Annotated in this window: 15 protein-coding genes; 4 read left to right on the forward strand and 11 right to left on the reverse strand. The window is 57.0% G+C overall.

Annotation, left to right across the window (positions count from 1 at the left end; translation table 11 throughout):
• Window positions 1-128 precede the first annotated feature (128 nt).
• On the forward strand, window positions 129-491 hold the full coding sequence (locus LO50_RS19895; RefSeq protein ID WP_052816834.1) for a hypothetical protein: 363 nt from the start codon (window positions 129-131) through the stop codon (window positions 489-491).
• 42 nt (window positions 492-533) lie between these two features.
• Here LO50_RS19895 and LO50_RS19900 read toward each other — a convergent pair whose 3' ends face one another.
• The 11 genes from LO50_RS19900 to mobI form a co-directional block, all read right to left on the reverse strand.
• Window positions 534-1064, reverse strand: a complete 531-nt coding sequence (locus tag LO50_RS19900) for a hypothetical protein (protein WP_044316127.1) — start codon at window positions 1062-1064, stop codon at window positions 534-536.
• Window positions 1061-2467, reverse strand: a complete 1407-nt coding sequence (gene xseA, locus LO50_RS19905) for an exodeoxyribonuclease VII large subunit (RefSeq protein ID WP_269078980.1) — start codon at window positions 2465-2467, stop codon at window positions 1061-1063. Before xseA ends, LO50_RS19900 begins: the two co-directional genes overlap by 4 nt.
• Window positions 2460-2672 carry an exodeoxyribonuclease VII small subunit gene (locus LO50_RS19910; RefSeq protein WP_019406848.1) on the reverse strand — a complete coding sequence of 71 codons (213 nt, stop codon included), beginning with the start codon at window positions 2670-2672 and terminating at the stop codon, window positions 2460-2462. Before LO50_RS19910 ends, xseA begins: the two co-directional genes overlap by 8 nt.
• A gap of 66 nt (window positions 2673-2738) precedes the next feature.
• Window positions 2739-3368, reverse strand: coding sequence for a hypothetical protein (locus LO50_RS19915; RefSeq protein WP_044316129.1), 630 nt, complete (start codon window positions 3366-3368; stop codon window positions 2739-2741).
• A gap of 326 nt (window positions 3369-3694) precedes the next feature.
• A complete protein-coding gene (locus tag LO50_RS19920; protein WP_044316130.1) occupies window positions 3695-4192 on the reverse strand; it encodes a hypothetical protein in 498 nt (165 codons plus the stop codon).
• A gap of 1 nt (window position 4193) precedes the next feature.
• Window positions 4194-4907, reverse strand: coding sequence for a DUF2786 domain-containing protein (locus tag LO50_RS19925; RefSeq protein WP_044316131.1), 714 nt, complete (start codon window positions 4905-4907; stop codon window positions 4194-4196).
• 87 nt (window positions 4908-4994) lie between these two features.
• A complete protein-coding gene (locus LO50_RS19930) occupies window positions 4995-5459 on the reverse strand; it encodes a hypothetical protein (protein ID WP_019406844.1) in 465 nt (154 codons plus the stop codon).
• Complete coding sequence (locus LO50_RS19935) at window positions 5459-6007, reverse strand: hypothetical protein (RefSeq protein ID WP_044316132.1); 549 nt, start codon at window positions 6005-6007, stop codon at window positions 5459-5461. Before LO50_RS19935 ends, LO50_RS19930 begins: the two co-directional genes overlap by 1 nt.
• 77 nt (window positions 6008-6084) lie before the next feature.
• Entirely contained in the window at window positions 6085-6435 is a 351-nt protein-coding gene (locus LO50_RS19940) for a hypothetical protein (RefSeq protein ID WP_019406843.1), read from the reverse strand.
• A 10-nt stretch (window positions 6436-6445) separates the two neighbouring features.
• Complete coding sequence (locus tag LO50_RS19945; protein ID WP_044316133.1) at window positions 6446-6649, reverse strand: hypothetical protein; 204 nt, start codon at window positions 6647-6649, stop codon at window positions 6446-6448.
• A 654-nt stretch (window positions 6650-7303) separates the two neighbouring features.
• Window positions 7304-7870, reverse strand: coding sequence for a conjugative transfer protein MobI(A/C) (mobI, locus tag LO50_RS19950; protein ID WP_044316134.1), 567 nt, complete (start codon window positions 7868-7870; stop codon window positions 7304-7306).
• 278 nt (window positions 7871-8148) lie between these two features.
• Here mobI and LO50_RS19955 point away from each other — a divergent pair, with 278 nt between their 5' ends.
• From LO50_RS19955 to LO50_RS19965, 3 genes are all read left to right on the forward strand, one after another.
• Window positions 8149-9129 (forward strand): ParM/StbA family protein, encoded by a 981-nt coding sequence (locus LO50_RS19955; RefSeq protein WP_044316135.1) that lies wholly within the window; start codon window positions 8149-8151, stop codon window positions 9127-9129.
• A 311-nt stretch (window positions 9130-9440) separates the two neighbouring features.
• Window positions 9441-9986: a transglycosylase SLT domain-containing protein gene (locus LO50_RS24315; protein ID WP_037002714.1), complete on the forward strand. Its 546-nt coding sequence runs from the start codon at window positions 9441-9443 to the stop codon at window positions 9984-9986.
• A 3-nt stretch (window positions 9987-9989) separates the two neighbouring features.
• Window positions 9990-11012, forward strand: coding sequence for a hypothetical protein (locus tag LO50_RS19965; protein WP_019406838.1), 1023 nt, complete (start codon window positions 9990-9992; stop codon window positions 11010-11012).
• The last annotated feature ends 675 nt before the right edge of the window (window positions 11013-11687 follow it).

Genomic DNA, 11687 nt, shown 5'->3' on the forward strand with positions numbered 1-11687 from the left:
GCCAATGTTGCAAGGATCTGGCAGGTTTAGACGGCGAGCCGATAGAGCCGCACGGCCTTGCGCTGGGGATTTCGGGAGGGCGTGGAAGTATGGGTGCGACCTAACCGAACCTCTCAAGCAGGCCACCCATGATTCTTTCCGAAAAGTACCTCACCACGCAGGCAAAGCTTCGCGCCAGCCTCTCCCCCCTCGGCTGGCAAGTCACAGACGTAGGCCCTATTGCTCTTGGCACCAAGACCTACCAAACGGCTGTTGGCGAAAAGCAGGCCATCGCCTACCTGCCGCCGTCTGGCGATAAGGCGGCGTTCTTCCAAGCTTCATACTGGAGCGAGGGCCGCAACGTGCTGGCGACGCTGCGGGCCGGCTGGAAGCCCATCACCCACGGTGAGTCGGACGAGGAGCTTCACGAGATGGCGGTAGCGTTCAATGCCGAGGTGGATGCCGAGGTGGCCAAGACCTATGCCATGCGGCTTACTGCGCCGGGGCAGTAAGGCATCGCCTGGCTGGCACCCTGCAGACTGATGCGGGTGCTTCTACCCGTTGGCGCCGGTGAGTGCCATGTCTGCAGGCGCAGCCGACACCGCGCCGCGCGACGCCCGAACCGTTGGCTCGACGAACTCGGCGTTCAGCAGATCGGCCAGCGCGTCTGCCTCAATTTCGCTCAGGAGAAGGGGCTGCGGCAGAACAAGCACATTCGCCGATAGCCTCAGTTGAAAGTAACTGCGCTGACGGTTGATCAGGTGGTCACCGACTTCATTGACCATCAGCTGCATGCTCTCCCGGTTCTTGAAGAGATGTGCTTCGCCGGAGAACGGGATGTGCAGCTCTATCCCATCGACCGCCACCACGTTGGGGCGGATCTCTACACGGACAGGCTTAGCTTTCGCCTTGCGGGTCAGCCATTCGTTTAGCGCGCTCAGCCCGGCAAGCAAGAAACCCGTCACCGCAACGCCGACACAAAATTCCAGCAAGTAGGGCGGTACCTCGGATAGGGTCACCAATCCGACAATAGGCAAAAGGGGCATCAGGCCGGCACTGAGAAAGAGCTTGGTCAAAGGGTTCATGTCGTCTGTGCTCCATTGGTTGATTCAGTGACTGTTGCGCTCAGGTGGCCATCTGCAAAGGCCAGATCCAGCCGGCCGGCTGCCCGTGCCTGCTGTGCACTGGTAACGATTTCCCCACCAGGGGAACGGATCAGGGCAAATCCCCGGCTCAGCAGTGCGAGCGGGTTGGTCTTGTCGTAGAGGGTACCCGCCAGCGCCAAACGAGCATTTTCCCGTGCGATCAGGGCGAGCGACTGAGCGGAGGCCCTGGAAGCGCCCAGAAGGGCCTTCTGTCGCTCACTGGCGATCAGACCAAGGGTCAAGCGTGAAAAGCGATCCTGCGCAGCCTGCTGCTCGGCCTGCTGCTGGGTAATGAGCCGGGCTCGGCCGCTGTCAAATCGCGACTGACGGTCCAGCAGGTTTCGGTGCTCGGCATGAAGCCGCTCAACCACACGCCGGCTGAAGTAGCCCCATGCACGATCCAGGTACGGCCCCTGCCCCGCCACAAGCCGCTGAATCAGGGCGTTCGCCTGCTCTGCCCGCGCCCGCGCCGCCGATGCCTCGGACATGAGCGCCGTCTTGATGAACCCGATCACCTTGGACGGTGTGTCGAAACGCCGGTGCGCAACCAGATCGAGCACGCATTCGTCCACCTCGTGACCGATGCCGGTGAACACGGGCACCGGCAGCCGGCATACCCACGCCGCGAGGTTCGCATCGTTGAGCCAGGCCAGATCGCTCTTCGCCCCGCCGCCGCGTATGAGTGCGACCGCATCGAAGCCCTGAGCCTGGTGACGCTCGTGAACCTGCCGCAGCGCATCGCGAATGCTCTCGGAGCAATCCTTGCCCTGGAAGGTCGCTGCGAAATATTCGAACTGACACACGCCGGCGCCGGCCAACTGCTCGGCGTCGCGCTTGAAGTCGGCCAGCCCCGCAGCCTCGTGCGGCGCTACAACCGCCACGCGCCAATATCCACTCGGCGCCGGTAGCCCGCGCTGCAGATCCAGCCAGCCCCGCTCACGTAGGGAGGAAATTATCTTCTGCAGTTTTGCCTGCATGTCGCCCAGGGTGTAGCTGGGGTCAATGCCGGTCACCATGAGGCTGAAGCCAAACTGAGGGGAGAAATCCGCCCTGACTTTGAGCAGTACGTTCATGCCCGCCTGCGGCAAGCCCCCGGTCGCCTCTTGCCATTGCTGCAGCACCTTGCCGGCGACATTGGCGAACATCGTGCACCGTGCCTTGGCCACCTCGGTACCGTCTCGCGATTCGAGGATATCCATGTAGCAATGCCCATTGGGGCGACGCTTGAAGTCGCTCAGCTCGGCGACCACCCAGCAGCTGTCGGGCATCGCAGCGCGAAACGCCTTCTGGATCTGGGTCAGGTAGGCACTCAGGCTCAGGTGGCCCTCAGCCTCATCAGCCACGCTCAATGCCCCGCTCCCCTTCGGTACCCAGTGTTGCCTGCACGACTTGCTCGATGCGCGACAGGCGGTCTGCGCAGAATGCACGGGCCTTAGCGAACTCCTGAGCTAGTGACTCCAGCTCGTCAATGCTGACCTCGTTGCGCTCCAGGCGCTTTACGGTCTGCTCGATGAAGGCGATGTTCGCTTCGTAGGTGTCTCGGCTCATTGGGGATTCCTGTGACAGGGCAGTTTCGAGCCCATTATCACAGGAATACCGGAACACCCAAGCCAATCAGCGAGTCGGTGGGTACCAGTAGCTTTGACCCTGCTCGATGTGACCTGGCTTGTCGCCGTACTTGGCCAGGAACAGCTCCTTGGCCAGGTTCAGGTGGGGCCGGACCAGGTGGTGCACCATTGCGGCGTACTCGCCGAACGCGGGGTGACGCTTCCAGTACCCGCCGCCGATTGCTGCCGACAGAGATCGATCAAACCAGCCCTGTAGCAGCCGTTCCACGCCGGCCAACTCTTCCTCAGCCGACTTTGCGTCGTCGATCATCTGCCGGCCGTCACGCTTGGCTTGCTCACGCTCGTTGTACGCAGCAGGCAATCGGCCAAGGGCCACAAGCGCCTCCTCGAATGCCAGGTGCCTTTTCTCGTGGGTGATCCGGTCTTCTGCCAGATCCGGCGCGAACTGAAGTCCGCATAACGAACAGGTGACGGTGCCACTGCCAGACCCTGCGCACAGCGCAGCCACCGCATCAGATGCACGCTTGCGCAGCTCATGGTAGTGGCGCACGGCAAAGTGCTCTCGTGCGGTCACGTCCAGACGCTGGGCATGGGTCAGATCAGGGTGTGAGTGCTTGGCCTGCTTGGCGAGCTTCTTGGCGCGCTCAAGGTCAAGAAGGGGGGTGTGCATTTGCATACGGAAACCTCCAAGGGATTGCTCGGTGTCCACTGAAGAGCACCCTGCGAAGGTGCCGGTAGTTGTCTGCTGTGAAGTCGGTAGTGCTTCCGCTTTGCCCGTGTGGACGGCCGGCACCTACCCGGAGTGCCAGCAGAAAATATCTCCTGACGTTGGTCGTCAGTCAAGCCAACCGGCTGATCATTTCTTGAGCACGCCCTGCCGCCTCGGTATCTGCTCGCCTGCCTGAGGTTATCCACAAGGTTGCCCACGCTTTCCGTGGATAAACCGCTGGCAGAAAAAATCCCGCTCAAGGCGGGACTTTTCTGGGGTCCATGAAGACGCCATCAGCGCACGGGACGAATCGCGCCAGATGTCAGAGGGCCGGTACCCGAAAACTCATAGCCCGGCTTGTGGCCGAAGAACTCTTCGTAATCGGCGTCATTCAGGTCTTGTGCCTCGCCCTTCAGCACGCTCACCCAGAGGGCATGATCGTCGTCGATGTGGATGAAGCTCGCCGGGCCGTAGCCGTTCTGCTCCAGCCAGTCTGTCAGCTGCACGAACCGAGCCGGCGCGTAGTTCACCTGCCCTGCTCCCTTGCTGCTCGCCTCGCACACTGGCTCGGGCTGCAGGGTGTTGTGAAAGCGGATCTGGCCTTCGCACACGATGATGTTTGCCAGTGCAGGCGTGGGAGCCGCTGCCCATTGCCGGTGATCGATCCTGATATCCAGGTAGTCATCATCGGCAGCGTATGCATCCGGCAGCGTCGCCCTGCTGCATCCGCTCAAAGCGCCCGCAAGTAGCAGCGGCACGACGAGCGCGTTCGTAAATCTCAGCCGTTTCATTTCAACCTCCGTTGGCCTGTTGTGCGATCTGGGCCATCTGGTCATGTCCCATCGGGGTGTGCAGCGAAACCCCGGCTCCGTCCTCAAGTCCCTGCTGGTAGGCCCCGTACTCCTGCGGGCTCACTTTGCGGCGCTTCATCTTGCCCACCGGAACATCCGGGTGGTGTTTGCTCATGTAGGCACTGATCGCCCGCTCCACCTCCTCGGACACTCCGGCGAACTCCTCTACCCGGCGTGCTACCGAGGTGATCCACGACTCGGCGTACAGGTCACCGGCGCGGCGCTTGTTCGATGGGCTCGCGAACTGCAATCCAGAAAGATAATTCCTGCGTGAATCGGTCAGCTGTCGAGCCAGCACTTCGTAGGCGTAAGCCGCCATCTCGGCCGTGCCGGTATCACCGATGAAGGTCAGTGTCTGCCCGGATCGACCGTAACCGTACAGATTGATGCAGCCAAAGGCCTTCGCCACTGTCGCCGCGAGCATTCGCACCCAGCGCGCCGGCATGCTCTTGCCCTTGCCCACTTTCAGGGTGAATTCTTCTGCCCGAGATGCATGTACATCGCCAAGCTCAAACTTGAACTTGTCCATCAGCTTTTGCGCTTGGCGCATTGCCGCATCAGCTTCGTGCGCATTGCTCGACTTGGCCAGCGCAAAACACTTCTTGATCTTGTCCAGGGCGCGTTTGCGCTTCTCTGGATCGAGTTCGCTCGACATCTCTACAACCTCCGCTTCGCGACACATGTTCGCAATCTAAGTACGCGCGATCAGTGAAGCGCGGTTGTGAGATATCCCAAGCCCGCATCAGCCATGCCGATTACGAAGTTCCTCAAGGCCAAAAACCATATCTGCCAGCTCTGCAGGACCTGCGTTACGTGTCGAGCGGAAATATTCCGCACGGATTCCGGGCCGTCCTTCGAGCAGAAGTAAAACCGTCTCGCGCTCTACATCGCTCGCAATTCGCAATTGCTCGATCATGCTCACATACGCTTCGCGACACGCAAGCAGGAACTCGCCGCATCGGTCCTTGCGAGTTAGGCCCATGCATCCTGAATGAACTGCAAGCACTGTGTTGATTGAGCGAACAACGAGCGGAATCAGCTTGGAGCAGCGCTGAAAGCAGAACATAGCTTCGACCAGGTTCGCACCAGCCGGGTAATCGCCCTCCAGTTGAGACAGTTGCTGCCAGAAGCGGTCACTATTTGCAGGTAGCTCAAAACTTGAGAGATTCATTTTCTTTTGGTTTCTGCTGCCCTCGATCATCTTCATCAGGCCTTCGAATCGAATAGCTGGACTTCAGAACTGGCATTACGAGCATCATTTACTTGCGCTGCTATTACCGCCGCTTGCTCTTGGTCCAACCACTCCCTGATGCGTCCTGCGGAGAGACGGCCATTATTGCTGTCAGCTCTTAGTGCTTCGTGATCTTCACGATTCAGCGGTTGATAGCGATTAAAGGCATTGCGCAGAAGGTCGCCCCATGTTGGGCCTTGGAACCATCCCTTACTGTTGCATGTTTTAACGCACCAGTTTTCTATAGGCGCAGTGAAATTCGATAGATAGATCCCAGCCAATATATAACAGAACAATATCAATAGTTTAATGCCGTTCACCCATGAGGGGAGTCCCCATTGCTCGACGTTCAGAGTGATCACAAGGAAAAGCACTAGGATATAAATTCCACCGACGACGATTGATGCTTTGGAACGTATGGCCTCTTCGCGTGGACCGTTCGTGGTGGAATCATTAATCTCCCACAGATACTTTCGCATCTCGGATAGCTGCTTGCTCCGCTCGTTGGTGCTCACTTCATTCATCACCGCATCCCCAAGAAAATATGTACTGTCCTTCCATGTCCCGCATACAGCGTGCATATCCGCTACGCGACACAGTGTTAAAGCCGCTGCTGCTCGAACGTCACTCGATTCATCAGGCAATACTCGACCGGGTAGCCGTTGACGTACTGCTGAGGCGATAACCCGCTGCCAATGTAATGGCAGGTTCCAACCATGAACTTCAAACCGCCAGAGGGGTATTTCTGGCTGAGCAGCACTGCCTGATCTCCTTGGATTGCGAAGCCGGTAATGTCCCCCCAGTTAAAGCTCACACCCCCACACTCCAGCCCGGTGTCAGTTACCTCCAGGATCTGCTGTACCACCCCTGACTCAGGCGCCTGAGCGAAGAACCTCCCGTTCGGAAGGATCGGTGGCCAGAACTCGCCAGCCCTTATCTCTTTGAATTCCAATCGGCCTCCCTCACTTTCCTAGCAGCCACACCAAAGCCGTCAGCGCATACCGATACACGCGGGCCAACACGACGACACCCGTGAGCGGCGTCAGCACCATGCCAGCTGCCAGCACAAACCCATGGAGCGAATCGGTCCAAAGTCCGAAGCTCGGCAGCAGCGAAATCTCAACTCCCATCGTTGCCCCCTGGATGATCACCAAGCAGGCGGGCATGCAGCGCTCGCACCTTGGCGATGTCGCCTCTCAGTTCGGCCAGCAGATCGCACCAGATCTTCCTGGTACCGACCGCTACCCCGACACCTGCCGCCAGAGCGAAAACGCTCCCCACCAATAGCTCCAGCACCATCAGAAAACACCCGCCTCAGTCGCTCCCGGTGCTACCATCTTCACACCTCTCGCGGCAGTCCCAACTGCCCACTGCCTCCCTGGCATCGGCTACATCCGCTACGCGACACAGAACCCCAACTTTTTTCAAAAATCTCATCTCGTATTAGATTTATACGGAACGAGGTCCCCTTTTTTTTCGTTGTTTAGAACGGGCGAATGTTAGAACGCGAAGCTTAGAACGGGGCTCAAACCCGCATGGTTGCTGGGTTTCGCCCGTTCTAAGCTTCGTGAAAACCGCGTCGCGTTCTAAGCTTCGCGTCGCAGCGTTCTAAACAACCCGTTCTAACACTCGCCGGGAACCTTAGAACGGGGCTCAAACCCGCATGGTTGCTGGGTTTAGCCCGTTCTAAGCTTCGTGAAAATCCCGTCGCGTTCTAAGCTTCGCGCCGCAGCGTTCTAAACAACCCGTTCTAACACTCGCCGGGAAGCTTAGAACGGGGCTCAAACCCGCATGGTTACTGGGTTCGGCCCGTTCTAAGGCTACTCAGGTAGGCTCTGAGGCGGTGCATCGGAATAAATCGCATTGCGTAGCAACCTGGATGCATCGAGGGAGGCATTGCACTGGCCGAGTATCTTGTTTGTCCTGGCGGCGTGATAGTCCAAAGACCGCCGCAGGGATCTGTTCTCCTGACCGGCTTTGCGCAGATCCGCCAGCAACCTTTCGTAAAGCAGAGCGACCTCGCGAAGCTCCCGTGGCAGCGAATTGAAGGTGCTCGCCTTATAGGAAAAACCTTCCCCCTTGGGCAGATCTACCGTTAGGACCTCTCCGGCCACTGCCTTCGACTTTGCTCGCAGTTTCTGAACAGCGACACCTGACATCTTTGTGTCCTTGACCATCACCTTCTTGGCCCAGGTTGCGGTCCAGCAGCCGGGAGTCTTGATGCGAACGGAGATGAGCATGTGGGTATGCAGCTTGCGGTCGTGGATCTGCTCAATCAGTGAGTTGGCGTGGGCCAGATAGGCTTCGGCGACGCTCAAAGCCATGTCGTATAGGGCCTGATATTGCTCATCCAGCGGGTGATCGATGCGCAGCTTCTTGGGACTCATGCCAGGTACCGTAAAATTTTCGGAAGCATGGCAGACCACTGAGCGGTTAGGCGGGCTAAACCTACAAGATTCTTGTACCTTTAGCCCGCACAGACGGGTTTTAAGTCTCGATAATCTCTCTCCGTGGCCAATCGGCAGCCATGCTGGCAACGATCTGTCGCTACGACCCTTCGCAGGCGACAAATTAGCGACCCTGTTGCCATTAAGGCTCCGCTACGGCATCGCCAAGCACATAACTTCGCCCCAACGCATAGCGGGCACTACCTCTGGAGAGAGTCATGAGTACCTTCTTGGGCCTGGATATCGGTTACAGCAACACAATTGGCACCTTCGGTGACGGCGTAGGGCAACCGGAATCCTTCGTAAGGCCGTCCCAGGCTGCACCGCTGGCCTCTATCCCCGGTGATTCAGGTCTGCGGGCCGGCGAGGTCCTGGTTGATGTAAATGGCGAGCCATGGGTTGCATTCGCTGCCCCTGGAAGGGTCCAGGAAGGTCGGGAGCTTCACGAGGATTACACAAGCTCGGAGGCCTATCAGGCCCTGTTTAAAGCATCTCTGCTACATGCAGCAGGAAGTGGAGATGTAATCGATGTGCTTGTAACTGGATTGCCGGTCACTCAAGCACGGGATGAGAGCTATGTTAAAGCCCTCGTTGAAACAATGACGGGTACTCACCGAATCAGTACAAAACGCGAAGTCACTGTTAAATCCGTCGTAGTTGTTGCACAGCCAATCGGCACCCTTACCGATATTTATTGCACGTCAGATAGCGCAGATGTTGTCGAGGAGTCTGTCTCGCTCGTTCTTGATCCCGGATTCTTCAGTGTGGATTGGGTTCTGTTCGATCATCGTGAACTGGTTGCGCAGTCAAGCTCTAGTAGCGTTAAAGCAATGAGCGTTCTACTTCAGGCTTGCAACGAAGAGATTGGCTTGGAACAGGGTGGCATTCCGGGTGTTGAAAAGATCGAGCATGCGCTACAGTCCGGCCGGTCTTACATCCTGATGTTCGGCCGCAAGGTTGAGTTGGACGTTTATTTAAAGCGCGCAGCTGATCGTGTTATTCCTGCGGTGTTAGGTGAAATCAAACAATCTCTTCGTTTTCTTCGTGGTCGCGCAATCGACTGCGTGATTTTGGGAGGCGGTGGCGCCTCGATTTACGAAGAATATGCTCGCTCTGAGTTTCCCGAATCTCTGGTAATTAAGCCTGCCAATAGTGTCAAAAGCAACGCGAACGGCTTCTACATTATCGCCATGTCTTGAGACGCCTTTCAGAAGATAAATGAGGTCTGCTATGCGTTTTCAGGTGAGGGTTGGCGAGCAATATTCGGAACTGCTCGCGCATTTGGAGTCGTTAAAACCAGAGTTGCGAGGGAAACGGCTTCTCGCTTTGGCCGCAATGCAATTAGCTCGAAGTGAAGCATCCGCTCCGTTAAAAGGTCACATTTCCGAGCCGTCCATTGCAGCTGAAACGTGTGCGGAAGTAACTGATGGCGTAGCCCCCGTTGCGCCAGCTAAACGAGCACCAGATTGGATCACGAGAACAGCAAATGGCTCCGCATAGAATTTTGCTAATGCCACTTCTTCTGATTGTGGCACTCGCAAGCCCTACAGTATGGGCGTTCACTTTGAAGGGAACTGTCTGGGAACGGGTTTCCAATGCGAGTTCTTGCAAAGCACCACCACTACTCTTGTACTCGCTCGCGATTCAGGAGTCACGGCATCCGGCAGGGAGGGGGTTAATTACTCCCCATCCGTTCGCATTACGCAATGCAATCAGCGGTTCAAAATATCCAGATAGTCAGGCCGAAGCCGCACGGCTTCTACAGCTCTACATTCAGGAAGATCCGCTTACAGATGTCGGCATGATGCAGATTAATCTTCGGTGGAACGGTGCGCGCGTAAAGTCGCCTGAGATGCTGCTTGATCCAGAAACGAATATCGCGGTGGCTGCCCAGATCCTTTGCGAGTCTCTTTCTGTTAAGCGAAACGACATCGAGCTAGGCATCGGTGGGTACCACACAATGAATCCAGAACGTGAAGCAGACGCTCGTGCATACGCCAGGAATGTCCTGATGATCTGGCGCTCACTTCAAGCTTTAGAGAAATCGGGGAGCTAAGGAATGTACTCACTCAACAGTGCGCTGATTCAGATGACAATGCGCCGCATGATCCTGGCAGGTCCACAGGGCTTCCCGGATGTGCTCCAGGAACAGCGGATCAGTTCAAGGGATGTGATGTGGCTGCACCTGCTCAACCGGAGAAAACTGGAGGCTTTGGACCGGCTTCCGATCTCTCTCTTTAGGATCTCCTATGACAGGTTGGATGTTGGGCGTGGAGGGCTGGATGATGACCTTTTTGAGCGCACATGCATCCGGTTGACCATGGTCACTGAAACCATCAATTTCGCGATCACTAACAAGACGAACCCACTGATCAGCATCGGGTTCGACAATGAAGGCTTCGACCGTTTCCGGCATGAACCTTTTCTGCGACGGCTCATGATGATTCAGAAAGGAGGCTTCAAGGTTGGCCTTCGGTGCGACCTCGCTTCCCTAGAGCTGATGCCGGACAACCCTGAGGCACAGTTGAGTGATTGCCTGCGCATTATCCTCGGCGAGCTGAAGCACCAGCGCGCTAATGGAGGTAAGCGTATGGGCCGCGTGCGGGATTGGAACGCGGAGCTAACCAGTGGTGATGTCGTCGCAGAAAGGCTGCTGAAGGATGGTGTGACCCCCAAACTCGTTACCGCCCACGTTGGCTTGCCTGAGCGCGTTAACAGCCTTCATCGTAAGTTGCGCCGTGAGAATCGTGTTGGCCCGAAGGGAGGCGGTCGAATCGGCAGTCATTCGAGCAGTATCGAGAGAATGCCTCGCCACGCTCTGCTCTTCATGAGCATCTACCTGCTGCTGGCCAAGAACCCCGAGACTCGTATCAATGCGCTGGCCTTTTCGCTCGCGCTCAATGAGTACCGCCTGATCTGGTCGTACCTGAATTTCTCTGAGGCCGATACTCTCGACGCATCTGAATGCTGGCTTCTTGCGTCGGGTTATCGCTCTCAGGAGGTTAGCGTTGTCGAATGCTCCTCCTGCCGTCAGATCAAAATCCAAGATAGGCGAAAGGCGAGCACCTGCCATTGGTGCTAACAAGATAAGGGCTTGATTGCTCACAGTCAGGCTGCAATGAGCTATCGGACCAGGCAATGCCTGGCGTCTTCGTTGGGCTCCCTACCAGGGAGAGCTATGGCGATTATGGGCGCGATATCCGATGAGCATTTGGGTTCCTGCGATACCGAGCGATGATGTAGTCATGACAAGGTTGAAGTGGAAAGAGGTGGCTATGCCGAGCCATGATTCAGTGAAGTGCCAGTGCTGCGGAAAGATGATGGTGCCCAAGACAATCTTTAGTCGCGGCTTCTACGGCGGCTGGGGATGGTGGCTTGGAGGTGGTCGCCCCGTATCGAGCTGCTGCCCGTTCTGCCTATCCGAAAGGTGGGATGGGAGTTCGCCTGACGTCCGTGAAGCGGTCTGGTATCAGGCACTAGGGGTCGTTCTCGCATTCTTGTTTACCTTCATGGTCCTCGTTGCCCTCATCTTTGGCATCGGACTGTTTGATGCAGTTTTCGGTGTCAGGTCTTCGTGGCTTCCTGACCTTATCGCGCTTGTCTGTGCTATATATGCCGGACGTAGCTTCTATAAATGGTTTACACATATACCCGCACAGAGGTAAACAAAAAGCCCGCATCGCGGGCTTTTTTTTAGTCTATGCTCGTTGGGCTTCGTGGCTTACTTGATTCCCGATATTTCTCGCCAGCTTCTTGT

Source organism: Stutzerimonas stutzeri (genome assembly GCF_000935215.1).
GTDB lineage: Bacteria > Pseudomonadota > Gammaproteobacteria > Pseudomonadales > Pseudomonadaceae > Stutzerimonas.

Coding starts and splice junctions, on each gene's coding strand:
- LO50_RS19895 (WP_052816834.1), top strand. CDS start 129: ATGATTCTTTCCGAAAAGTACCTCACCACGCAGGCAAAGCTTCGCGCC.
- LO50_RS19900 (WP_044316127.1), bottom strand. CDS start 1,064: ATGAACCCTTTGACCAAGCTCTTTCTCAGTGCCGGCCTGATGCCCCTT.
- LO50_RS19910 (WP_019406848.1), bottom strand. CDS start 2,672: ATGAGCCGAGACACCTACGAAGCGAACATCGCCTTCATCGAGCAGACC.
- LO50_RS19915 (WP_044316129.1), bottom strand. CDS start 3,368: ATGCAAATGCACACCCCCCTTCTTGACCTTGAGCGCGCCAAGAAGCTC.
- LO50_RS19920 (WP_044316130.1), bottom strand. CDS start 4,192: ATGAAACGGCTGAGATTTACGAACGCGCTCGTCGTGCCGCTGCTACTT.
- LO50_RS19925 (WP_044316131.1), bottom strand. CDS start 4,907: ATGTCGAGCGAACTCGATCCAGAGAAGCGCAAACGCGCCCTGGACAAG.
- LO50_RS19930 (WP_019406844.1), bottom strand. CDS start 5,459: ATGAAGATGATCGAGGGCAGCAGAAACCAAAAGAAAATGAATCTCTCA.
- LO50_RS19935 (WP_044316132.1), bottom strand. CDS start 6,007: ATGAATGAAGTGAGCACCAACGAGCGGAGCAAGCAGCTATCCGAGATG.
- LO50_RS19945 (WP_044316133.1), bottom strand. CDS start 6,649: ATGCCCGCCTGCTTGGTGATCATCCAGGGGGCAACGATGGGAGTTGAG.
- mobI (WP_044316134.1), bottom strand. CDS start 7,870: ATGAGTCCCAAGAAGCTGCGCATCGATCACCCGCTGGATGAGCAATAT.
- LO50_RS19955 (WP_044316135.1), top strand. CDS start 8,149: ATGAGTACCTTCTTGGGCCTGGATATCGGTTACAGCAACACAATTGGC.
- LO50_RS24315 (WP_037002714.1), top strand. CDS start 9,441: ATGCCACTTCTTCTGATTGTGGCACTCGCAAGCCCTACAGTATGGGCG.
- LO50_RS19965 (WP_019406838.1), top strand. CDS start 9,990: ATGTACTCACTCAACAGTGCGCTGATTCAGATGACAATGCGCCGCATG.